22 protein-coding genes, 1 pseudogene and 1 other annotated feature are annotated in these 23,052 nt (G+C 54.0%); of the genes and pseudogenes, 9 read left to right on the top strand and 14 right to left on the bottom strand.

Annotated features, from left to right (window positions below; all coding sequences use genetic code 11):
- Positions 1 to 246: 246 nt before the first annotated feature.
- Both E5C26_RS13700 and E5C26_RS13695 read right to left on the bottom strand, forming a co-directional pair.
- Complete coding sequence (locus tag E5C26_RS13700; protein ID WP_135316811.1) at positions 247 to 2,136, bottom strand: hypothetical protein; 1,890 nt, start codon at positions 2,134 to 2,136, stop codon at positions 247 to 249.
- 188 nt (positions 2,137 to 2,324) lie between these two features.
- Positions 2,325 to 2,621 carry a YciI family protein gene (locus E5C26_RS13695; RefSeq protein WP_135316810.1) on the bottom strand — a complete coding sequence of 99 codons (297 nt, stop codon included), beginning with the start codon at positions 2,619 to 2,621 and terminating at the stop codon, positions 2,325 to 2,327.
- Positions 2,622 to 2,802: 181 nt separating this feature from the next.
- Between E5C26_RS13695 and E5C26_RS13690 the strand changes: the two genes are divergently transcribed.
- Positions 2,803 to 3,456, top strand: a complete 654-nt coding sequence (locus E5C26_RS13690; RefSeq protein WP_135316809.1) for an epoxyqueuosine reductase QueH — start codon at positions 2,803 to 2,805, stop codon at positions 3,454 to 3,456.
- A 237-nt stretch (positions 3,457 to 3,693) separates the two neighbouring features.
- Positions 3,694 to 4,434: a TonB system transport protein TonB gene (gene tonB, locus E5C26_RS13685; protein WP_135316808.1), complete on the top strand. Its 741-nt coding sequence runs from the start codon at positions 3,694 to 3,696 to the stop codon at positions 4,432 to 4,434.
- Between the two features lie 69 nt (positions 4,435 to 4,503).
- On the opposite strand, the gene yciA is transcribed toward tonB, so the two are convergent.
- Both yciA and E5C26_RS13675 read right to left on the bottom strand, forming a co-directional pair.
- Positions 4,504 to 4,932, bottom strand: coding sequence for an acyl-CoA thioester hydrolase YciA (yciA, locus tag E5C26_RS13680; RefSeq protein ID WP_012145405.1), 429 nt, complete (start codon positions 4,930 to 4,932; stop codon positions 4,504 to 4,506).
- A gap of 75 nt (positions 4,933 to 5,007) precedes the next feature.
- Positions 5,008 to 5,547: a septation protein A gene (locus tag E5C26_RS13675; RefSeq protein ID WP_135316807.1), complete on the bottom strand. Its 540-nt coding sequence runs from the start codon at positions 5,545 to 5,547 to the stop codon at positions 5,008 to 5,010.
- A gap of 234 nt (positions 5,548 to 5,781) precedes the next feature.
- Here E5C26_RS13675 and E5C26_RS13670 point away from each other — a divergent pair, with 234 nt between their 5' ends.
- Positions 5,782 to 7,485, top strand: coding sequence for a SulP family inorganic anion transporter (locus E5C26_RS13670; RefSeq protein ID WP_135316806.1), 1,704 nt, complete (start codon positions 5,782 to 5,784; stop codon positions 7,483 to 7,485).
- A 46-nt stretch (positions 7,486 to 7,531) separates the two neighbouring features.
- Here the strand turns inward: E5C26_RS13670 and E5C26_RS13665 are convergent, their stop codons facing one another.
- A complete protein-coding gene (locus tag E5C26_RS13665) occupies positions 7,532 to 8,284 on the bottom strand; it encodes a YciC family protein (protein WP_012145402.1) in 753 nt (250 codons plus the stop codon).
- Between the two features lie 355 nt (positions 8,285 to 8,639).
- On the opposite strand from E5C26_RS13665, the gene ompW reads away from it, so the two are divergent.
- Positions 8,640 to 9,284 (top strand): outer membrane protein OmpW, encoded by a 645-nt coding sequence (gene ompW, locus E5C26_RS13660; protein WP_135316805.1) that lies wholly within the window; start codon positions 8,640 to 8,642, stop codon positions 9,282 to 9,284.
- A gap of 47 nt (positions 9,285 to 9,331) precedes the next feature.
- Here the strand turns inward: ompW and E5C26_RS13655 are convergent, their stop codons facing one another.
- From E5C26_RS13655 to E5C26_RS13625, 6 genes and pseudogenes are all read right to left on the bottom strand, one after another.
- Positions 9,332 to 9,646 (bottom strand): BON domain-containing protein, encoded by a 315-nt coding sequence (locus tag E5C26_RS13655; protein ID WP_012145400.1) that lies wholly within the window; start codon positions 9,644 to 9,646, stop codon positions 9,332 to 9,334.
- Positions 9,647 to 9,866: 220 nt separating this feature from the next.
- Positions 9,867 to 10,673, bottom strand: a complete 807-nt coding sequence (trpA, locus tag E5C26_RS13650; protein WP_135316804.1) for a tryptophan synthase subunit alpha — start codon at positions 10,671 to 10,673, stop codon at positions 9,867 to 9,869.
- Positions 10,673 to 11,866 carry a tryptophan synthase subunit beta gene (gene trpB / locus E5C26_RS13645; protein WP_172491194.1) on the bottom strand — a complete coding sequence of 398 codons (1,194 nt, stop codon included), beginning with the start codon at positions 11,864 to 11,866 and terminating at the stop codon, positions 10,673 to 10,675. Before trpB ends, trpA begins: the two co-directional genes overlap by 1 nt.
- Positions 11,867 to 11,894: 28 nt before the next feature.
- Positions 11,895 to 13,256: a bifunctional indole-3-glycerol-phosphate synthase TrpC/phosphoribosylanthranilate isomerase TrpF gene (gene trpCF / locus E5C26_RS13640; RefSeq protein WP_206194277.1), complete on the bottom strand. Its 1,362-nt coding sequence runs from the start codon at positions 13,254 to 13,256 to the stop codon at positions 11,895 to 11,897.
- Positions 13,257 to 13,259: 3 nt separating this feature from the next.
- Positions 13,260 to 14,854, bottom strand: a pseudogene (trpD, locus tag E5C26_RS24805) (bifunctional anthranilate synthase glutamate amidotransferase component TrpG/anthranilate phosphoribosyltransferase TrpD).
- Positions 14,854 to 16,416: an anthranilate synthase component 1 gene (locus E5C26_RS13625; protein WP_135316800.1), complete on the bottom strand. Its 1,563-nt coding sequence runs from the start codon at positions 16,414 to 16,416 to the stop codon at positions 14,854 to 14,856. The pseudogene trpD and the gene E5C26_RS13625 overlap by 1 nt, the downstream one beginning before the upstream one ends.
- A gap of 25 nt (positions 16,417 to 16,441) precedes the next feature.
- Positions 16,442 to 16,545 (bottom strand) — a sequence feature (Trp leader region).
- A 243-nt stretch (positions 16,546 to 16,788) separates the two neighbouring features.
- Between E5C26_RS13625 and rnm the strand changes: the two genes are divergently transcribed.
- The 4 genes from rnm to rluB all read left to right on the top strand — a co-directional run bounded on the left by rnm (position 16,789) and on the right by rluB (position 19,855).
- Positions 16,789 to 17,676 (top strand): RNase RNM, encoded by an 888-nt coding sequence (rnm, locus tag E5C26_RS13620; RefSeq protein ID WP_135316799.1) that lies wholly within the window; start codon positions 16,789 to 16,791, stop codon positions 17,674 to 17,676.
- A gap of 48 nt (positions 17,677 to 17,724) precedes the next feature.
- Positions 17,725 to 18,345 carry an L-threonylcarbamoyladenylate synthase gene (locus E5C26_RS13615; RefSeq protein ID WP_012145392.1) on the top strand — a complete coding sequence of 207 codons (621 nt, stop codon included), beginning with the start codon at positions 17,725 to 17,727 and terminating at the stop codon, positions 18,343 to 18,345.
- Positions 18,346 to 18,460: 115 nt separating this feature from the next.
- On the top strand, positions 18,461 to 18,820 hold the full coding sequence (locus E5C26_RS13610) for a Rap1a/Tai family immunity protein (protein ID WP_135316798.1): 360 nt from the start codon (positions 18,461 to 18,463) through the stop codon (positions 18,818 to 18,820).
- Positions 18,821 to 18,958: 138 nt separating this feature from the next.
- A complete protein-coding gene (gene rluB, locus E5C26_RS13605; RefSeq protein ID WP_135316797.1) occupies positions 18,959 to 19,855 on the top strand; it encodes a 23S rRNA pseudouridine(2605) synthase RluB in 897 nt (298 codons plus the stop codon).
- Positions 19,856 to 19,899: 44 nt separating this feature from the next.
- Here the strand turns inward: rluB and cobO are convergent, their stop codons facing one another.
- Together cobO and E5C26_RS13595 are read right to left on the bottom strand one after the other, a co-directional pair.
- The gene (gene cobO / locus E5C26_RS13600) at positions 19,900 to 20,490 is read right to left on the bottom strand and encodes a cob(I)yrinic acid a,c-diamide adenosyltransferase (RefSeq protein ID WP_135316796.1); all 591 of its coding nucleotides are present in this window, start codon (positions 20,488 to 20,490) and stop codon (positions 19,900 to 19,902) included.
- 13 nt (positions 20,491 to 20,503) lie between these two features.
- Entirely contained in the window at positions 20,504 to 21,265 is a 762-nt protein-coding gene (locus E5C26_RS13595; protein WP_135316795.1) for a YciK family oxidoreductase, read from the bottom strand.
- Between the two features lie 359 nt (positions 21,266 to 21,624).
- Here E5C26_RS13595 and sohB point away from each other — a divergent pair, with 359 nt between their 5' ends.
- On the top strand, positions 21,625 to 22,671 hold the full coding sequence (sohB, locus tag E5C26_RS13590) for a protease SohB (protein ID WP_012145386.1): 1,047 nt from the start codon (positions 21,625 to 21,627) through the stop codon (positions 22,669 to 22,671).
- A gap of 46 nt (positions 22,672 to 22,717) precedes the next feature.
- Here the strand turns inward: sohB and E5C26_RS13585 are convergent, their stop codons facing one another.
- Entirely contained in the window at positions 22,718 to 22,969 is a 252-nt protein-coding gene (locus E5C26_RS13585) for a YciN family protein (RefSeq protein ID WP_135316794.1), read from the bottom strand.
- Between the last annotated feature and the right edge of the window lie 83 nt (positions 22,970 to 23,052).

Raw genomic sequence — 23,052 nt, 5'->3', positions numbered from 1 at the left:
TTCCCTCGAAGAACCCTTTAGCCAGCCACTCCGTGCTGGCTTTTTTTTGCATGAAAAAGCCGCAGTGATCTGCGGCTGAGTTTGATGACAAAGTTGTCTTTGAATCCGAGATACCCGGGCCTAGCGCACCGAGGGGCACTCCGGCGGGCAAGCCGCTACGACCCCTTCGGCACGCTCTCCCTAATAACGGGCTTTGTCAGTAGTCTGAGCCGCAGAGATCTGCGGCTGTTGTTAGTGTCGAACTCTTTAGACCTGACGCATATAAACATCCGTAATGCGCAGGTCGAAGTTGCTTTTCATTTTTGTGGTATCAACCAGTAAGAACGCATGAGTCGCCCAATCTGGAGCCCGTTCAAATGATGGTGGCTGGGTGACGTAGCCTTGCATTTGCCCAGGAATGACCACAGTTTTCAATTCGGATTCTACCCCACTGAAATTAAAGGTGTATGAATGGCCGGTTTGTTGCATCAGTATTTTAGGTTCAAGATCCTGCTGTGCACCAAATTCGCTTAGTTTTGCCCAAACAATTTTAACCTGGCAGCTTTGACCATCGCCTGCGAATGTATTGGCTTGGAAGTGATGAATAACGCTGCCATGGCCTTTCAACTTTATTGTCCCTAACACGGCCTGAAATACACCGTCTCCTGCGCTGACATTACGCCCAAGGGAGACAAAGTTGGCCTGTCGGATCATGCTGAAATTGGTACTGGCTGCGGTTCCCCAACCGTAACGTGATTTGCGCACGGTATTAACGCCTCCTGGCGGTAAGACCCAAACTTCCTCGGTCCATTTCTCATTGCCGGCACCGCTGGTATAGGTTGAGCCATCGAGCCAGTTGTCCTGAACCGTGGCGTTGGTGCGAACTTGCGTCAACAGATAAGGCCAGGCGATCGGCAGTTGCATATCATGTAATGATACTGAACCGCTACCGTCAATCCAGCCGCTGACGTTTGCATCGCCACCTTGCTGCATCTGACCAATATTGACTTTTTCAAACACCACTCGCGCCAGGTTGCCAAAATAGAAAGGGTTACTGGTAGTTGGGTAGGTTGATGGGCTGCCGCCAGCTTTAAAGGTGAATATGCCGCCAATAAAGTTAACTTTACAGCTTTTATCATCAGGGATGTTGACGATGTAATTTTGGGGGCCATAACCTTCAAAGTGGCAATCGCGGAAAGAGTGTTGACCACCTTCGATATGAATATATTTTCCCAGCCTGTCTGCCGATGTTTGTGGCCCACTTTTTCCGTAGATATAGTCGAAGGAACAATTGAAGAAGTAGCTATAGCCTCCCTGCAGGTTCACGCCGCAGTTACTTTGGGCAAAGACACAGCTGTGGAAATTCATCTCTTCACCAGAGTCTGAAGTATTGTTTGGGAAGAAATAGCAGGTGTCACAATGGTTGAAAGTGAAAGCGTACATGCGCAGGAAATAGAAATTAGTGGTACCGGTTATGCCGCAGGAGAACCCCTCGATGCCACCGCCGGTGAACGTCAGCGAGTTACGTGGGTAGCTGCCTGAAAGTGACGTAGAGAATGCCATTCCATCGATAAATGAGTCAGCGCCAGGGCCAATCATTCGCAGATTTTTAGCACTAAGATTACCTTGGGTATAACCGGCACTGTTTTTCCAGTCGATGGCAACCTTGCGAAGCTCTGCAGTGCCAGGTGTCATTGCTGTGAAATCCAGTAATGCGCCGGAAAAATCATAATCGACGGTTTTGGTATCAAGGGTGAGGTTTGTAATACATTTGAAACGGCCATTTCCAAAAATCAGATTGCCGTTTTTCAACACACGTGAACCACTGGTGGTTGCCTGCGAACTGGCATAGTTGTGTGCTTTTTGGATCGCATCGGTGTCGTCAGCAATGCCATCGCCTTTAGCCCCGTACATATAGGGTGAAACTGTTCCCGCTACTTCCAATACACGTAACCACACCCACGACGTATTAGGGCGAATAAACATGCCACCGTCGTCTGCCGGCGTCGCTTGCGCTTTTGCGACAAAAACACCGCCTCCAGTGGGTTGAAGATTACTGGTGCTCCAGTCGGCATTATAGGCGGTTACGGTGATCAGCTCACCGGCGGCGGTAGGAATAGTCGTTCTTAATGTTGCGATATCAGGGCAGGTGTTCATTATTTAGATCCTCATAGATTTCAATGACTGTATGTGTGTACAGTCATTTTAGTCTATGAGTTCGTCGGTTAATTCTCCACAACACGCGGTTGTGCCATTAAACGCTAAACATGGCGACAGTCGCATGATGGGCAACTTATATCGGCAAACACCCCACGGCGACAGAGGCCAATGGGGTGCAATTGAAATCAAAGCACTTGCTTAAAGGGCTTTACAGTTACGTCGGCATAAACGCCGGCGGCGATGTAGGGATCCTGCTCGGCCCAGGCCTGGGCGTCTGCCAGCGAGGCGAATTCCGCAATCACCGTTGAACCGGTAAAGCCGGCTGCGCCCGGATCGTTGCTGTCGATAGCCGGGTTGGGACCGGCAACCACCAGCCGACCTGCGTCACGCAGTGCCTGCAGACGTGCCAGATGTGCCGGGCGTACCGACAGACGATTTTCCAATGAATTGGGTACGTCTTGTGCGTAGATCAGATAAAGCATGTTTCACCTTTAAAATCATTGCTATAGAACGGTAAATTTAAAGTAGCGCAAAAGGGGATACAAGGGAATGCCTGCCCGTTGGAATTTGCCTGCGGCTGGCGCTTATGCCTTGAAGCGACTAGCTTTTATTCGTATAGTGCGGCCGCGCGATTTAATGAGACAAGGATTAAGAGGTGAGGAAATGACGGAACTGGTTAGAGATAAACTCGACTTGCCTGAGGGCAAAAGCAAACTGCTGCTGCATTCTTGCTGTGCACCCTGTTCCGGTGAGGTGATGGAAGCCATTCAGGCCTCCGGCATCGAATACGCCATTTTCTTCTATAACCCGAACATTCATCCGCAAAAGGAATACCTGCTGCGCAAAGACGAAAATATCCGTTTTGCCGAGCAGCACGGCGTGCCAATCATCGATGCCGATTACGATACCGATAACTGGTTTGCTCGCGCCAAAGGAATGGAGCACGAACCTGAGCGTGGGATCCGTTGCACCATGTGCTTCGACATGCGCTTTGAACGTACCGCTCTGTACGCGCATGAGCATGGATACGACACCATATCCAGTTCGCTGGGCATTTCCCGCTGGAAGAATATGCAGCAAATCACCGACTGCGGCGTGCGCGCAGCGGAAAAATACCCAGATCTGGAGTATTGGGATTACAACTGGCGTAAAAAGGGCGGTGCGTCGCGGATGATCGACATCAGCAAACGTGAACGCTTTTATCAGCAGGAGTACTGTGGCTGCGTCTATTCACTGCGTGACACCAATCTTCACCGTAAGGCGCAGGGTCGGCCGCTGATCAAACTGGGTGTACTGTATTACGGTGATGAAGAATAACGCTCGATTGGTGAAAAATGACCCGCTACGGCGGGTTTTTTCATATTGGTGCTGGTAAGGCAGGTTAATAAAGCGTGTGAAAGCCTCAGTGAAAAGGCAAACGAAAGGTTAATATCCCCATGAGTTTGCAGGTTTTAGCGATGAATAATGACGATTAGAGCGATAGTTTGCCATTCGTTATTGAATATGATTGCTATTTGCATTTAAACTTGGCGAACCAGAGGAAACAGAATCATTATGCCGCTAAAAAAGATGTTCCTTAATCGCCGTTTGTCCGTGCCAATTATCCTGTCTGTTGGCTTACATAGCGCCCTGGTGGCGGGTCTGCTCTATGCTTCTGTCAAGGAAGTGATGGAGTTGCCGAAACCTGAAGATGCGCCGATCAGCGTCATGATGGTCAATACCGCCGCGATGGCAGAGCCGCCTCCGCCGGCACCGGCCGAACCTGAGCCAGAGCCACAGGTAGAGCCTGAACCTGAGCCAGAACCGCTCCCAGAGCCACCGCCGAAGGCGATACTGAAGCCGGAGCCGGTAAAACCCAAGCCGAAGCCAAAACCGAAGCCGAAGGTCGAAAAAACGGTTAAGCGTGAGCCACAGAAAACCGAGCCGCGTGAGCCGTCACCGTTTGAAAATAACCAGCCGGCCAAGCCTATCGACAAGGCCCCGGTGAAGCAAGCACCGTCAGCACCGGTTCAAGGCAATTCGCGAGATGTGGGGCCGCGCCCAATTAGCCGTGCCGATCCGATTTATCCGCCGCGCGCCAGAGCATTGCAGATTGAAGGCAATGTGCGGGTACAGTTCGATATTGACAGCGATGGCCGGGTCAGTAATGTGCGTATCCTGTCTGCGGAACCACGCAATATGTTTGAGCGCGAAGTGAAGCAGGCAATGCGTAAGTGGCGTTATGAAGCGAAAGAAGCGAAAGATCGTACCATGAACATTCGCTTCAAAATCAACGGCACTACGGAAATGAACTGATTGAGTTTTGTGCCAATAAAAAAGGGTCGCCGTTTATTCGGCGACCCTTTTTGCTGTTTGCATTCCAGCTTATTCTTCGAAGCCAACGCGGAAGTTCATTTTGCCATCGGGCAGGGCGCGTGAATTACCTTCATCGTCTACTGCCACATAGGTAAACACCGCTTCGGTCGCACGGTAGCGCTGGCCGATAGGGGCGGAAGATACTTTTTTGACCCACACTTCGATATTGATGGTGATCGAACTGCGTCCGGTGCGGATACAGTGCGCGTAGCAACATACCACGTCACCCACCGCGACCGGTTTCAGGAAGGTCATACCATCCACTCGTACGGTGACGACGCGGCCTTCGGCAATTTCTTTCGCCTGAATAGCGCCGCCAATATCCATCTGCGACATCAGCCAGCCGCCAAAAATATCGCCATTGGCGTTGGTATCGGCTGGCATCGCCAGCGTTCGCAGCACCATTTCGCCACTGGGTAAAGGTCGTTGTTGAGTCATAGCTGTCTGCTTATCAAAGAAGGGATTTCACTATACTGCCCGTAGCAAAGGCTACGGGCATTAACAATTTTGTAACTATTTTTTCTGTTCTTCCGGCATGTGCCGATAAATATAAACGCCGCTAAGCAGGGTAAATACCAGCGTCAGCGCGGTCAGACCGAAGACTTTAAAGTTAACCCAAACGCTCTGGGGCAACCAGAAGGCAACGTAGATATTCGCCAGACCACAGGCCAGGAAGAACACGGCCCAGGCCAGGTTGAGGTTATTCCAGACTTTATCCGGCAGCGTCAGCTCTTTGCCCAGCATGCGTTGAACCAACGGCTTTTTCAGCACCAGTTGGCTAATCAGCAGTGCCAGCGCGAACAGGCAGTAAATGATCGTCACTTTCCATTTGATAAACAAATCGTTATGGAACACCAGCGTCAAAGTGCCGAACACCAGTACCATCAGGAAGGTGATCAGCGTCATCTTCTCAATTTTGCGGTATTTGAACCAGGTGAACACCAGCGCCAGGGCGGTAGCAACAATCAGCGCGCCAGAGGCGACGTAGATATCGTAGAGCTTATAAAAAGCGAAAAAGACAATTAACGGGAGGAAATCAAGAAACTGCTTCATAAATCAATCCATCATCTGTTCATCGGCCGACTATACCGGATTTGGCGGGCTCTGTGTACCGCTGGCAACTGCTGATTATCGGCGTTTGGCCGCCGGATTTCCGCCATGAAAGCAGGAATTTGCATAAACTTACGATTGAGGTCGTGAGTTCGCGGTGGGCAGATTGCCAGCTCGGCATTGGCATCGCATGATATGCGCGATAATAGCCGGATAATTTATAACGGAAAACAGTTTATGCAGTGGAAATCTCTCCTGGCGCTTACGCCCGGTTTGACGCATTTATTAGGGTATCAACGCAGTTGGCTCAAACCGGACATTCGCGCCGGGCTTTCCGTTGCCGCCGTGGCATTGCCGGTGGCGATTGCCTACGCCGAATTGGCCGGAGTCAGCCCGATAGTGGGGTTATATTCCTGTATTTTGCCAATGGTAGCCTACGCGTTTTTTGGCTCATCACGCCAATTGATTGTGGGGCCAGATGCGGCGACCTGTGCGGTCATTGCCGCCGTCGTGACCCCGTTGGCGGCGGGCAATATGGAACGCCATTGGCAATTGACCATCATGATGACGGCGATGATGGGCACCTGGTGTCTGTTGGCCAGCCGCTTCAAGCTGGGCGCACTGGCCGATTTACTCTCACGGCCGATCCTCAGTGGTTTGCTGAACGGCGTGGCGATTACCATCATGGTCGATCAGATTGGCAAGGTGTTCGGATTTGGCGTGCACCCGGCGCAGTTGATCGAGCGTATTTATGCGCTGCCAGGCAACCTGATGCACAGCGATTGGCTGACCATGGCGGTCTCGTTACTGGCATTGGTTACGCTGATCGGGTTTAAAAAATGGCGGCCCAACTGGCCGGCACCGTTATTAGCCATTGTCCTGGTCACTTTTGTTACCTGGGCTGGCGGGTTGCAACAGCATGGTGTGGTGACGGTCGGCGGTTTTAGTGATGTGTTGCCGATAGTGCAGTGGCCGGATTTTCAACCGGGTTTGCTGCGTGACATGGTGATCCCGGCGCTGAACCTGGCCGTGGTCAGTTTTGTCAGCATGATGCTGACCGCACGGAGTTTTGCGGCGAAAAACGGCTATGAGGTGAATGCGGATGCCGAATTCCGCGCGCTCGGGTTGGTGAATATTGTCTCGGCACTGTCGCAGGGCTTCGCCATCAGCGGGGCAGATTCGCGCACCGCAGTCAATGACGCCAACGGCGGCAAGAGCCAACTGGTGTCGATCATTGCAGCGGCAGTGATTGCCTTCGTGCTGTTGTTCCTGATGGCACCGCTGCAGTTTATTCCGGTGGCGGGGTTGGGCGTGGTGCTGATGTACGCCGCCTGGTCGCTGCTGGATATCCGTGGCATCTGGATCATGCGGCGTCGCAATGCTCAAGCCTTCCGGTTGGCGATGTTTACTTTCCTTAGCGTACTGCTGGTGGGGGTGATCAGCGGTATTGGCCTGGCGGTATTACTGGGCCTGATGCAGTTCCTGCGTACGGTGTTCCGCCCTACGGAACAACTGCTGGGCGTTAATGGCGAAGGCATGATCCATTCGATGGGCAACAATAACGGCATTAAAGCGGTACCCGGTGTGATGATGTATCGCTTCAACTCGCCACTGACCTATTTCAACGTGGCGTATTTCAAACGGCGGATCCTTAATTTGGTGGACAGCACACCGTTCCAGCCGCGTTGGGTGGTGGTGGACGCCGTTGCCAGCTTTACCCATGCCGATATCAGCGTACTGGCGGCCATCGACGAATTGAAACGTGATTTGTTACAGCGTAACGTAAAGTTGGTACTGGCAGGACGGCGAACCGAGCTGACGCGTTGGTTCCGCATCAATAGGTTGGGGCGAGATCGGGAGTTGATACTGGTACCGGACTTGTATCTGGCGCTGAAGCTGATTCAAAGTAAGGAGCAGGCGGAACCTGCTTTCGCGCAATAAGCAAAAGGCACGCCGAAGCGTGCCTTTCAGATTTCTGACTGTGAGATTAGCTGCGCAGCAGCATATACAGACGGAACAGGTAAATCAGCAACAGGGCCGAAACCAGGTTGCTCAGGGCGGTCAGCACCACGCTGGCGACGTTCGGGGTCAGCACCGAAAGGTGGCTCACCATAAACAGCACCAGCAGCTTGGCTGCCAGCCATAACATCATCGCCGGAACAATCACCCGCGCATTGGCGAACGCCAACTTGCAGCTCAGCTTAATCGAGGCAAATACGCCTTTCTTGTCGGTAGCGGTAATCACCGGAGCCAGCGAGAAGGCGATCGCCATGATCACACCCGGCACCACAAACAGCGTCAGGCCCAGCTGGATCAACAGCGTGCAGATAAACAGCAGCAGCAGTAAACGCGGCAGTTCCGGTGCGGAAGCACCGATAGCGCGCAGTGCGCTGATGCGCTGCCCCTGGGAAACCAGGCGAATCAATGTCAGCATTCCGCCAACCAGCAACACGTTGCCCACTAATGCGGAAAAAGTGGCGGCGGCTGAAACCTTCAATAACACCATCTGTTGTTCAGGCGTCATTTGTTGAATGATTTCCTGGATCCCCATACCGGCGGATGCAGCAAAGTCACCTTCCGTTGCGCTCAGGATCTTTAGCTGTTCGACGTCAGGGCTGAAAGCCTGGTTGAGCAGCACAGAAATGAACGCAGTCAACAGCGCCAGCATCAGGATACTGGTCAGTTGGTTGCGGAAAAAATTAAAACTGTCACGGTACAACGTGTTGGCCGTGATAGGCATGCAGACTCCTTGGCATCGAGAAACAGAGATAAATCAAAATCAGTGGGCGATTGTACCCTGTTCCAGGCCGCTGTGGCACCCCGCGAAGTGCACTGTGACGATTTCTTCTGCAATCTGCTTTATCGCCATCCTCTGCCACCTTTCAAGCTGCACCCTTGCATCGGAACATGTAGATAATTTGCAACAAAAGGCGTTTTTTGATTCAGATCAATCCTTGATTTATTAGCCTCTTAGGTAACCTTGTTTTTAGTAGGAATTAAAACTTTTACACATAAGATGTGATCTCGATGGGATCATAAATACCCGTAAGTAGGTATATTCCCCTTGGATGATAACCACACAAATGGAATGGATAATGAAAAAGACAACTCTGGTGGTATTGGCGGCAATGATGACGCCTATGTTGGCAAGTGCACATCAGGCAGGCGATTTTCTGTTTCGCGCAGGCGCTGCAACCGTGCGGCCAAATGCCGGATCGGATGACGTGTTGGGGCAAGGCTCATTCAGTGCCGACAATAATACCCAGCTTGGTCTGACCTTCGGCTATATGGTGACGGACAATATTGGCGTCGAACTGCTGGCCGCAACGCCGTTTCGTCACAAGGTAGGGCTGAATGGCTCTGCGGTGAATGGGGATATTGCAACGGTACGCGACCTGCCACCGAGCCTGATGGCGCAATACTATTTCGGCGACAAGCAGGACAAACTGCGTCCGTACCTGGGCCTTGGCGTTAACTACACCACCTTCTTCGATGAAAAATTCAACGACAACGGTAAAAGTGCCGGGCTGAGCAACCTGAGTTTGAAAGACTCCTGGGGCGTGGCCGCGCAGGCGGGCCTGGATTACAACCTGGATGAACACTGGATGCTGAACATGTCAGTGTGGTGGATGAACATCGAAACCAAAACTCGCTTTGACGATGCGGACGGTAATCATCACAGCATTGATACGCGTTTGGATCCGTGGGTGTTTATGTTCGGGGCAGGGTATCGCTTCTGACAGGGGTGAAACAGGGAGGCGCATGCAGCGCCTCCGTTTTACTTTGACTACTTGATATTCATTACGTTCTCAACGGATTTCACACCCGCTACGCCACGAGTCACCTGCACCGCACGGTTGGCATCGGCGCTTGAACTGACAAAGCCGCTCAGTTGCACACGACCTTTAAAGGTCTCGACACTGATTTCGGTGGACTTGATGGTTTTATCCGCCAGCAGTGCTGACTTCACCTTGGTCGTCACTACCGTATCGTCAATATAACCGCCAGTCCCTTCAGATTTCGCTGTTGGCGCGCAGGCACTCACTGCGAATGCCACAACGGCTGCCATGCATAAGACTGAAAGGGTTTTAAATAGCTTCATAAATTACTCTCCATGCAATGTTATTGTTGAAACTACATTCGGGTTTTCACCTGAAAACGTAGCGCATTCCCACAAATAAAGAAATGCCCGACGCGCAGGTTTTATTGTGAGACAAGAATTGGGTTTGTTCAAATTAAAGGTGTAAAAAAAATAGCATAACTTTGAAGGGAAACAACATGTTAACCACGGGCACAGAGATTCTGCGCCCGTGGTTGGAAAATCAGGCGCGGGTTGCCGCTTTCATTTCACTGACAAAGGTAGCCAGCCGTGCAAGCATTTCTGCCGGTTGCGCTTGATTTTGCTCAATAATCTTGACGATCGCCGAACCCGATATCGCCCCGGCAGCCCCGGCCTGCAGCGCATCGCGCACCTGAGTGGGCTCAGAGATGCCGAAGCCTTGCAGGGGTGGTGCCGCATGGTATTCACGCAGTTTGTTCACCAAATGATGCAGTGGCAACTGGGCGCGGCTTTCGGTTCCGGTTACGCCCGCACGTGACAGAAGGTAGGTGTAGCCCCGGCCATGTGAGGAGATTTCACGCAATAAATCGTCGTCTGCATTTGGCGGGCAGATAAAGATTGGCGCAATACCATGACGGATAGCGGCGGCACGGAAGGGCGCTGACTCTTCATACGGCACGTCGGCAATCAGCACCGAATCAACCCCCACTTCGGCACAGCGCTGGTAAAACGCATCGATACCTTTATGGAACACCAGGTTAGCGTACATCAGCAGACCGATAGGAATGTTGGGGTGTTTCTGGCGGATGGCAGCCAGCATTTCGAAACACTGAGTTGGCGTGACGCCAGAGGCGAATGCGCGCAGCGCCGCACTTTGAATGGTTGGGCCGTCAGCCAGTGGGTCGGAGAACGGGATACCCAACTCCAGCGCGTCGGCACCGGCTTCAACCAGGGTATCGATGATTTGCAATGACAGTGCCGGGTCAGGATCGCCGAGGGTGACGAACGGGACGAAAGCGCCTTCCTTGTTGCTTGCCAGGCGGTCGAACAGTTGCTGGTAACGTTCCATCAGATTTCTCCCCGTGCTTTCAGAATGTCGTGAACGGTAAATATGTCTTTGTCGCCGCGGCCGGACAGGTTAACCACCAGGATCTGTTCCTTTTGCGGTGTTTCACGGATCATTTTCAGCGCATGTGCCAGAGCATGGGAAGACTCCAGCGCCGGGATAATTCCTTCGCTACGCGACAGCGCTTTAAATGCATCCAGCGCTTCGTCATCGGTAATCGATACGTACTCGGCGCGACCGATACTGTTCAGATAGGCGTGCTGTGGCCCAACGGAAGGGAAGTCCAGCCCGGCGGAAATGGAATAAGACTCTTCAATCTGGCCTTCGGAAGTCTGCATCATCGGCGCTTTCATGCCGAAATAGATACCGACGTGACCGTGTTTCAACGGCGCGCCGTGTTGGCCGGTTTCGATACCCAGACCGGCAGGTTCAACGCCGATCAGCCCTACGCTGGTATCATCGATAAAGTCGGCAAACATGCCGATGGCGTTGGAGCCGCCACCCACGCAGGCCAATACCGCATCCGGCAGGCGACCTTCGCGTTCCAGCATTTGCGCTTTGGTTTCTTCACCGATCATGCGTTGGAATTCACGCACGATAGTCGGATACGGGTGTGGGCCAGCAGCGGTCCCCAACATATAGTGGGCGGTTTCGTAGCTGCCGGACCAGTCACGCAGCGCTTCGTTACAGGCGTCTTTCAGCGTAGAAGAACCGCTGTGTACCGGGATCACTTCCGCACCCATCAGGCGCATGCGGAATACGTTAGGTGACTGGCGTTCAATATCTTTGGCACCCATATAGATGCGGCATTTCAGGCCGAGCAAGGCACAGGCCAGGGCCGAGGCCACGCCATGCTGACCGGCACCGGTTTCGGCGATGATTTCGGTTTTACCCATGCGTTTGGCCAACAACGCCTGACCCAACACCTGGTTGGTTTTGTGCGCGCCGCCGTGCAGCAGGTCTTCACGCTTCAGGTACAGCTTGGTTTTGGTACCGGCAGTGAGGTTTCTGCACAGCGTCAGCGCGGTTGGGCGACCGGCGTAATTTTTCAGCAGGTCGATAAATTCAGCCTGAAACTCTGGATCGCGCTGAGCGCTGACAAAGGCTTCTTCCAGTTGTTTTAAGGCCGGCATCAGAATCTGCGGCACATATTGGCCACCAAATTCGCCGAAGTAGGGGTTAAGCAGCGTCATTATAGTTCCCGTTATTATCCGTTAATAATCTTCAGTAAGCGCGCAGGGTCTGGAACACCGCCGCCAGGCGGGCAGGATCCTTAATGCCGGGCTGGCTCTCAACGCCGGAGTTAAAGTCCAGACCGGCACAGCCGAGTTTGGCCGCGTCAACACAGTTATCCGCACCCAGGCCACCGGCCAGCATCACGTTTTCAAGGTTTTCGCCGTGCAGTACCGACCAGTCAAAACGCTGCCCGGTACCGCCCGCGCCGTTATCCAGCAGGTAGCGGTCAACGTGCTGCAAGTCGCGCTTTGGCAAATGGTCTTTCACGCTCAGCGCCTTCCAAATTTGGCAGTCGGTCGGCAGTTCGGCACGCAAGGCGGTGATATAGGCTTGATCTTCAGCACCGTGCAGTTGCACCGCTTTCAGACCCAGGCGCTCGACGGTCTGTACTACCGTATCAACCTGTGCATCACAGAACACGCCGACATATTTGAGAGGTGCACCGGAAATCACTTCGCGGGCACGATTGATATCAACATAGCGCGGTGAACGCCCGACAAAAATCAACCCGCCGTAGACGGCACCGGCCTGATAAGCCGCCGCAGCATCCTGCGGACGGGTCAATCCGCAAACTTTATTGTCGCCGAGCATCACCCGGCGTACGGCAGCGCGCAGGTCGGCTTCCGACATTAATGCGCTACCAATCAGGAAACCGTTGGCGAAGTGGCTCAATTCGCGGATCTGACCGTAATTGTTGATGCCCGACTCGCTGATCACCGTCACGCCGTGTGGCACACGTGGTGCCAACTGACGGGTGCGATCCAGGTCGATACTCAGGTCGCGCAGGTCACGGTTATTGATGCCCACCACGCGCGCTTTCAGATCAATAGCCCGTTGCAGCTCTTCTTCACTGATCACTTCGGTCAGCACGCCCATGTTCAGGCTATGGGCCACTGCGGCTAGCTGGCGGTATTGATCGTCATTAACCACCGACAGCATCAGCAGGATGGCATCGGCCTGATAGAAGCGCGCCAGGTAAATTTGATACGGGTCGATAATAAAATCTTTGCACAGCACCGGCTGTGTCACCGTTTTGCTGACCAGCGGCAGGAAGTCGAAGCTGCCCTGGAAGTATTTTTCGTCAGTCAGCACCGAAATTGCCGAGGCAAAATCTTTGTAGACCGAAGCTATTTCTACCGGGTCAAAATTTTCACGAATCAAGCCCTTGGAAGGGGATGCTTTTTTACATTCAAGAATAAACGCCGTTCTGGCTCCCTCTAACGCGTGGTAAAAACCGCGTTCACTTGGGACGATTTCATTTTGAAAACTGGCCAGTGGCTGTTGTTGCTGTCGTGCTGCGACCCATTGCGCTTTATCACGAACAATCTTGTTGAGCACGGTTTCCTGCATCATTTATCCTCTTGCTGCCAGTGCGGTGACACGCTCGTAAGCTTGCCCGCTGTGAATCATGTCCAGTGCCTGCTGCGCATTTTGGCGCAGGTCTTCTTGCCCGAATAACTTCAACAACAGCGCCACATTAGCGGCTACCGCAGCGGCGTGCGCCGGGTCACCTTTACCTTGTAACAACCTTGCCAGAATGTCACGATTTTCTTCCGGCGTGCCGCCCAGCAGGGCCTCCAGCGGGTAGCTTTGCAGCCCGAAGGACTGTGGCGTCAGCTGATAGCTTTCAATTTCGCCGTTGTTCAGTTCGGCCACGTGGGTTGCCGCGTGGATCGCCACTTCGTCCATTCCGCCGCCGTGTACTACGGCCGCCCGTTGATAACCGAGCACGCGCAGGGTTTCGGCAATCGGCAGCACCAGTTCCGGGCTGTAAACGCCGATCAACGCCAGCGGTGGACGTGCCGGGTTGATCAATGGGCCGAGCACGTTGAATACCGTGCGGGTTTTCAACTGCTGACGTACCGGCATCGCATGGCGGAAACCGGTGTGATATTGCGGGGCGAACAGGAAGCACACGCCCAGTTCATCCAATGCCTTACGTGCTTCGTCTGCCGGTAAATCCAGACGAATACCAAATGCCGCCAGCAGATCCGATGAACCCGACCGGCTGGATACACTACGGTTGCCGTGTTTGGCCACTTTGGCGCCGCAGGCCGCCGCCACAAAGGCGCTGGCGGTGGAGATATTAATGCTGTTGGTGCCGTCGCCGCCGGTGCCGACAATATCGGCAAACGGGTAGTCCGGGCGTGGGAACGGCAGGGCATCGGCCAGCAATGCCTTGGCTGCACCGGCGATCTCTTCCGGGTGTTCGCCGCGAATCTTCATGCTGATCAGCGCGGCGGCCAGTTGGCTTGGCTCCAGTTCACCGCGCACAATGGCGCTGAATAACTGCTGGCTTTCCTGCTGGTTCATCGACTCTGAACGGTACAGCTTTTCAAGAATAGTTTGCATCGTCGTTTCCCTTGTTATTTCGCCAGCGCCCAGGCCAGAGTCTGCTCAAGCAAACGTGCGCCATGGGTGGTCAGAATCGATTCTGGATGGAACTGGAAACCGCATACGCGATGCTGGTCATTACGTACTGCCATCACCATTTCGCCAAACTGGGCGTTAACGGTGAGCTCGGCCGGGATATTGCTGCCAACCAGTGAGTGGTAGCGTGCCACCGGCAAGGGATTCACCATACCGGCAAACATGCCTTCGCCATCGTGACTGATTGCCGAGGCCTTGCCGTGCAAGATCTCACCGGCCTGGCCGACATGGCCACCGTAGGCTTCGACAATCGCCTGATGCCCCAGACAGATGCCGATAATCGGCAACTGGCCACGCAGGCGCTGCAACAGTTCCGGCATGCAGCCGGCCTCGGACGGGGTGCCCGGACCCGGTGACAGCATCAGCACCGGCTGTTCCAACTGCTGAAGGCGTTCGATAATCACGTCGGCAGAGATCTGGTTACGGTAAATCACTACCTGATGACCGCTGGCGCGCAGTTGATCGACCAGGTTGTAGGTAAAGGAATCGACGTTATCGAGCAGTAAGATATCGGCCATCAGAACACCTCCTTGGCATGGTGCGCGCTGGCAATGGCACGCAGCACGGCACGTGCCTTATTACGGGTTTCATCGGCTTCCGCCTGAGGAACAGAATCCAGCACCACGCCGGCGCCGGCTTGCACGGTAGCAATGCCGTCTTCAACATACGCGGAGCGGATGACAATACAGGTATCCAAATCGCCGGTGGCGGTGAAATAACCGACCGCACCGCCGTAACTGCCGCGACGGGTGCCTTCAGAAGCGGCGATTAACTGCATGGCGCGCACTTTGGGGGCGCCGCTCAGGGTGCCCATATTCATACAGGCCTGGTAGGCATGCAGCACGTCGAGGTCGGCGCGCAGGGTGCCGATGACCCGGGAAACCAGATGCATCACGAAAGAGTAGCGGTCCACTTTGGTCAGGTCGGCCACGTAGCGGCTACCGGCCTGACAGATGCGTGCCAGATCGTTACGCGCCAGATCGACCAGCATCAGATGCTCGGCCAGTTCTTTATGGTCGGTCCGCATTTCCAATTCGATACGGCTGTCGAGATCCAGGTCCAGCGACCCGTCGGCGCGACGACCGCGAGGACGGGTACCGGCAATCGGGTAGATCTCAATCTGGCGGTTGCCTGCGTCGTATTTCAGCGCGCTTTCCGGCGAAGCACCGAACAGGGTGAATTCGTCATCCTGCATATAGAACATGTATGGGCTTGGGTTGTTGTCCTTCAGCGTCTGGTAAGCGGCCAACGGCGCCGGGCATGGCAGTGAGAAACGGCGTGATGGCACCACCTGGAAGATTTCGCCCTGACGGATGGCCTGTTGCAATTCGCTGACCACCGCACCGTATTCTTCATCGGTCTGGTTGCAGCTCAGTTGCATGTCTTCCAGCTTTTGGTGCGGGATAGGCTGCGGTGTCTGTTTCAGTTGCACCTGCAGTTGTTCCAGACGCTGTTGCAGGCGTTGTTCTTCCGCCGTATCGGCCGTGAAAACGCTGGCCTGCAGGCGAGCAACGCCGCGCTGATGATCCAGCACCAGCAAGGTTTCCGCCAGATAGAAGCAGAAGTCCGGGCAGCGCTGATCCTGGCGCAGTGGCGGCAGGTCTTCAAAACCAGCGACCAGATCGTAGGCAAACAAGCCGCCGAGCATTACCGCTTCGCGTTCGTCCGACGGGGAGTCAACCAGCGTCAACAGAGTGCGCAATGCATCAAACACCGACAGCGAACGCAGACGGGCATCTTCATCCTGAATCGCATCAATCATCGGGAAGGTCAGCTCACGTCCATTAGGACGCACCTGGATCTGGACTTCTGCCGGCAGGGCCTCATCCAGCAGCGGCAGCATCGCCGCGCCGTTGGCGGTCAGCGCCTGCAGCGTCACGGTGCGGCCCAGTGCGGTGATGCGCAGAGCGCTATCGATCACCAACAGGCTTTGCAGGTTTTGCTTGCTGTTGATCTCAGCCGATTCCAGCAGCAGGGTGGCCGGGCGAGCGCCGCACAACTGGTGGAATATGGTGGTCGGATCGCCCCGGTAACTGGCCTCCGCCTTCAGTAATTTGAGTTGTGGTTTGATGTTCATCATTGGTGGTTCCAGTTAAAATTTGTCCATAAAAAAGCCCGCGTTACCAGCGGGCTTAGGGAATCTGCAGTGTCAGATGACAGGTATGCGTGATTACTCCGCCCGAGAAAGGGAGTGACGCCACCAACGAAGAAGAGAAGTTTGCTTATTCATTTCTGTGCTCTCTTGTTTATCATCCAACCAGGGAACTGCCCTGAACTTGTGTACTAGTTAACTGGTTCGCGGGAGTAAAGTCAACCCTCTTTTCGCACAATGTTTTAGCATCAAGAGTGAATTGTTTTCATCAAGGGGAAGAGGGCGCGGCCCAGAATAGATTTCCGTCTGGCGGGCGATCGCGGGTATGATAGAAACCCAAGCCATTGCCGGATATTCCTTTTGACAGACAGCAGCCCCCAGCCCTCCGCCTTTACTCTCTACGACTTACACAGCCACACCACAGCCTCTGACGGTTATTTGACGCCGGCGCAGCTGGTGCAGCGAGCGGTTGAAATGCGGGTAGGCGTATTGGCGATTACCGATCATGACACCACCTCCGGCCTGGCCGCTGCGGCCGCCAGCATTGCTGAATTGTCGCTGCCGTTGCAATTGGTTAATGGCGTTGAGATCTCCACGCTGTGGGAAAATCACGAGATCCATATCGTGGGCCTCGGAATTGAGACCGGGCACCCGGCGATGGTGCAACTGTTGGCCGAACAGACCGAACGCCGTAACCTGCGCGCTCAGGAAATAGGCGTACGGCTGGCTAAGGCACGTATCGACGGTGCTTTTGAAGGTGCGCAAAAGCTGGCGGACGGTGGTGCAGTGACCCGTGGCCATTTTGCCCGTTATCTGGTGCAGATCGGCATGGCCGATAATATGGCTCAGGTGTTCAAGAAATACCTGGCCAAAGGCAAAACCGGCTACGTTCCGCCACAGTGGTGTACAATAGAACAAGCCATTGATGTGATTCATCAATCTGGTGGTCAGGCAGTGATCGCTCACCCGGGCCGTTACGACCTGACGGCCAAATGGCTGAAGCGGTTGCTGGCGCACTTTGCGGAGCATGGCGGTGATGCCATGGAGGTTGCTCAGTGTCAGCAGGCGCCGCATGAACGTTCGCAACTGGCAAAGTATGCACAGGAATATCAATTACTGGCATCGCAGGGGTCTGATTTTCATCAACCCTGCTCGTGGATCGAACTGGGTCGCAAACTGTGGTTACCCGGCGGTGTTGAACCCGTGTGGCGTGACTGGCCGCAGCCACAACTGGTCAAGGTCGATTGATTTAACGTGGGCGACGCCGCCCGCGTGCATCATTTTTAGGAGCAAGTCATGAGTCAGCTTTTTTATATTCATCCAGACAATCCACAACCGCGACTGATTAATCAGGCGGTGGATGTGCTGCGTAAGGGCGGGGTGATCGTTTATCCCACCGATTCCGGTTACGCGCTGGGTTGCAAGCTGGAAGAGAAGTCGGCAATGGAACGTATCTGCCGCATCCGTCAACTGGACGGCAATCATAACTTTACGCTGATGTGTCGCGACCTGTCCGAGCTGTCGACTTACGCTTATGTCGACAATACCGCGTTCCGACTGATCAAGAACAACACCCCCGGCAACTACACTTTCATTCTGAAAGCGACCAAGGAAGTGCCGCGTCGTTTAATGAACGACAAACGCAAAACCATAGGGTTGCGCGTACCGTCAAACCCGATTGCGTTGGCGTTACTGGAAGTCTTAAACGAGCCGATGATGTCCACCACGTTGATGCTGCCGGGCAATGATTTTGCCGAATCCGATCCGGAAGAGATCAGCGATCATCTGGGCAAGCAGGTGGATCTGGTGATCCACGGCGGTTTCCTGGGCCAGCAGCCAACCACGGTCATCGATTTGACCGAATCCGCGCCGGAAGTGGTGCGCGAGGGAGCGGGTGACCCAGCGCCTTTCCGCTGATTCATTGCCGGAATTTTTGCTCATTATTCTGAAAAGTGGCTGAGACGGCGTCATTTAGGGTTAAAGCCGCTATTCTACAATATCAAAAATTGATAATCAGGCAGGATGCACAGCGATGATTAAGCGCGTTTCTCTTTTAGCGGCCATATTGTTTTCCTCTGCGGCCAGTGCAGGTTTTTATTCTGGCAGCGCCTTGCTGTCTGAGACCAGCGGCTATGTGAAAAATAAAGACGGGGCAGCCACCGTTGCCGAAGCGCTCGATGGCGGGCTGTTTATGGGCTATGTAGCTGGGGTGTTCGATACCTTTACGATGCAAGGCAACCGCAATATTTGCCCGGATGCCGGTATGAGCGTAGGCATGGCATCGGATGCGGTCATGCAGTATTTAAATGAACACCCGGAACAACTGCACTATTCAGCACCTTCGGTGATTATGCTGGCGTTAACCTCCGCTTACCCTTGCGAACGTCATTAAAATAGTGGGTTTCAACCCCATTGAAAGCCTGTATAATGCGCGGTTCGATCTATGTAAACGTATTGTTACTGCTGTGGCGCCTGACGCCGCGGCGGTCATCCCCCCGACGCCTGTGAAGGCGACACTAGAGGTTGCTCAATGAGCGAGAAGTTACAGAAAGTTTTAGCGCGCGCCGGCCATGGCTCGCGTCGTGAAATCGAAACCATTATTGAAGCCGGCCGCGTCAGCGTCGACGGTAAAGTCGCCAAACTGGGTGATCGCGTTGAAGTGACCGCTTCAATGAAAATCCGTTTGGATGGCCACGTTGTTTCGATTAAAGAATCCGAGGAAGAAGTTTGCCGTGTGCTGGCGTATTACAAGCCGGAAGGTGAACTTTGCACCCGTAGCGATCCTGAAGGCCGCCCGACGGTGTTTGATCGCCTGCCTAAGCTGCGTGGCTCACGCTGGGTGGCAGTAGGGCGTCTGGACGTCAATACCTCAGGCTTGCTGCTGTTCACCACCGACGGTGAATTGGCGAACCGCCTGATGCACCCAAGCCGTGAAGTTGAGCGTGAATATGCGGTGCGTGTATTTGGTCAGATTGATGACGAAAAAATCAAGCAACTGAGCAAGGGCGTTCAGTTGGAAGACGGGCCGGCCGCTTTCCGCACCATCAGCTTCCAGGGTGGTGAAGGCATCAACCAGTGGTACAACGTGACCCTGACCGAAGGGCGTAACCGCGAAGTTCGTCGTCTTTGGGAGGCGGTTGGCGTTCAGGTTAGTCGTCTGATCCGCGTACGCTACGGCGATATCGATCTGCCAAAAGGCCTGCCGCGTGGTGGCTGGACAGAGCTGGATTTACCGGCGATTAACTATCTGCGTGAACTGGTTGAATTGAAGCCGGAAACCGTTAGCAAGATGCCGATTGAACGCGAACGTCGCCGCGTGAAAGCCAATCAGATCCGCCGTGCCGTCAAGCGCCATACCCAGGTTGCCGGCAGCGGTCGCCGCAGCACGGCAGGCAGCAAGCCTGGCAAACCCAGCAAGCGCAGTTAATCATCACGCCGCAACCCTCTTTGGGCTGCGGCGTTTTCTTTCAGCTACCAGTCAATTCCCCGCTGTGCCTTGATACCTGCGTCAAACGCATGTTTCACCGGACGCATTTCCGTGACCGTATCCGCCAGTTCCAACAGATCACGATGGCATCCGCGCCCGGTGATAATCACCGTTTGGTGTGCGGGACGTTGTTGTAGCGCCTCCAGCAGTTCCTCCAGCTCAAGATAGCCGTAGCTGACCATATAGGTCAGTTCGTCCAGCAGCACCAGATCCAGGCTGTTGTCGGCCAACATACGCTTGCCGTGTTGCCATACGGCCTGACAAGCGGCGGTATCGCTGGCTTTATCTTGGGTTTCCCAGGTAAAACCGGTGGCCATCACTTGAAACTCTACGCCATGCTGTTGCAACAGGTTTTTTTCCCCGTTTGGCCATTCACCCTTAATAAACTGAATGACGGCGGCTTTCATTCCGTGGCCGACGGCGCGGGTAACGGTGCCAAACGCCGCGGTGGTCTTGCCCTTGCCGTTACCGGTGAATACCAACAGCAAACCCCGTGCGTCCTGGGCCGCAGCGATACGGGCATCGACCTGTTCTTTCAGGCGCTGCTGACGTTGTTGGTGGCGATCTTCAGCCATAATAAAGCCCCTTTTATTCGGCTGCGCCGGGTTTACGGTTTGGCTGGGCGTCGAAGCTCATGCCAGTTTTACGGCGGCTGTCATCACCCATCAGATAGAGATAAAGCGGCATGATATCCGTTGGGGTTTTCAGCTTGCTTTTGTCTTCATGGGGGAATGCGGTTGCGCGCATTTGGGTGCGTGTTCCACCAGGATTAATGCAATTTACCCGAAGATTGCGACTTTTATATTCGTCGGCCAACACCTGCATCATACCCTCGGTGGCGAACTTGGACACCGCATAGGCACCCCAGTTAGCGCGCCCGCTACGGCCAACGCTGGAGCTGGTAAATACCAGCGAGCCGGCATTGGATTTCAATAGCAGCGGCAACAGCGCCTGGGTGAGCATAAAGGTCGCATTGACGTTCACCTGCATCACCTCGTTCCACATTGCCATCGACAGCTCGGCCATCGGCGCAATATCACCCAGCAGACCGGCATTATGCAGCACGCCGTCGAGGCGTGGGACATGAGTGACCAATTCATCGGCCGCCTGTTGGCATTGTTCCTGGGTGGTATGCAGCAGATCCAGTGTGATGATGTAGGTTGGCGCACTGCTGAGCTTGGCGATTTCGGCTTGCACTGCCTGCAGTTTGCTTTCGGTACGGCCTAACAACACCAGTTGCGCGCCAAATTTGGCGTAAGTGAGCGCCGCTTCGCGACCGATGCCATCCCCGGCGCCAGTGACCAAAATAATACGTTTTTCCAGCAAATCTTGTTTAGGTTGGTAATGCACAATAATTCCTCGCGCCTTGGTGGCTGGTCTCCCGCTTGCATCGGGGAGGGGAATGGGTTGAGAGGCCATGACAGGAGCTAAGGCTCGACCGTATGCAGGCCCCACAGCGAATTTGGTTCATCATCTTGATGAATAATCCGTGTTATATGCCTCAAATGGATCGTATTTTCAATGATTAGGCAGCAGAATCGGCATTCTTTTGTAACAAAAATGGAACAGCAGTGGCTTGGTTAAGCCCCTGTGCGCCCACATAGTAAAGAGGTACCACAAGGAATTTTTATTTAGCCGCGACAGCCACCGCGTCGGTTGGCTAGAATGAATGAGATCATACTAACAACCTGTTAATAAAGGCGGAATCTGTGGAGTTTATATCTGTTTACGGCCTGTTTTTGGCCAAAGTCGCGACGGTAGTGATTGCCATCGCTGCGCTGGCGTTGCTGGCGGTCAGCCTGGGGCAACGTAAGAACCGCCAGAAAGGGGAACTGCAGCTGACTGACCTCGGCGAACAGTATCGGGACATGCAGCGCGATATGCGCCTGGCGCGCATGGGCGATGCGGAACAAAAGGCCTGGAACAAGCAGTTTAAAAAACAAACCAAGGCCGACGATAAACTGAAGAAACAGCGCGCTAAAGCGGGTGCGGTTGAGGCGACCAAGCCTTGCCTGTACGTGCTGGATTTCAAAGGCAGCATGGACGCCCATGAGGTGACCTCACTGCGTGAAGAAATCTCGGCGGTGCTGGCGGTGGCGACGCCGCAAGACGAAGTGTTGTTGCGGTTGGAAAGTCCGGGTGGGGTGGTACACGGTTACGGCCTGGCGTCATCGCAACTGGCACGCTTACGCACCGGCGGTATTCGCCTGACGGTAGCGGTAGACAAGGTGGCGGCCAGCGGGGGCTATATGATGGCCTGCGTGGCGGATCGCATTGTTGCGGCTCCCTTTGCCATCATCGGCTCAATTGGCGTCGTGGCGCAAATCCCCAACTTCCACCGCCTGCTGAAAAAGAATGATATTGATGTCGAGCTGCACACTGCCGGGGAGTTCAAACGCACGCTGACGCTGTTTGGTGAAAATACCGAGCAGGGCCGTGAGAAATTCCGTGAAGATCTGAACGACACCCATGAGCTGTTTAAACAGTTTGTGCATCAGCAACGTCCATCGCTGGATATCGACAGCGTGGCGACCGGCGAACATTGGTTTGGCACTCAGGCGAAGGAGAAAGGCCTGATTGACGCTATTGGCACCAGTGACGATTTGCTGATCGCTGAAATGGAGAACCACGAGGTGGTCGGGGTGCGCTATGCGCGTCGCAAACGCATGATGGACCGTTTTACCGGCAGTGCGGCAGAAAGTGTCGATCGTCTGCTGTTACGCTGGTGGCAGCGTGGTGAAAAGCCACTGCTTTAAACCGAACGATTAAACATCAAGGGGGCTTTGGCCCCCTTTTTAATGCTTAGTCGACTAAATGATATTTATCAGAAAACACGTGGGCCAAGTGTTTAAACATATTAAATACTGCGGTAGTTTTTATTGTTGGCAGTCCATCCGGATCCAAAAAGAATTCGCCGCGGAAAACTAAAACGCTGCCTTTTTGTTCAACATCAGTGGCAACCATACCTTGCAGATAATCATCATGCTGACGAATTAGATTATTTGCTTCTTCCAACAGGGCTTCACGGGCAATAGGTGAGGTTTCAGTGCGCATTTATTACACTCCAATGAAAAATTCTGCACATATTCTAACGCCAGTTCGCATTTATCCGCAAACAGACTAAGGTTTATTTGCCG

This window comes from Serratia proteamaculans (genome assembly GCF_004684015.1).
Classification (GTDB): domain Bacteria; phylum Pseudomonadota; class Gammaproteobacteria; order Enterobacterales; family Enterobacteriaceae; genus Serratia; species Serratia proteamaculans_F.
Note: the sequence above shows the minus strand (reverse complement) of the source record. Positions and strands in the feature narration are given on the sequence as shown.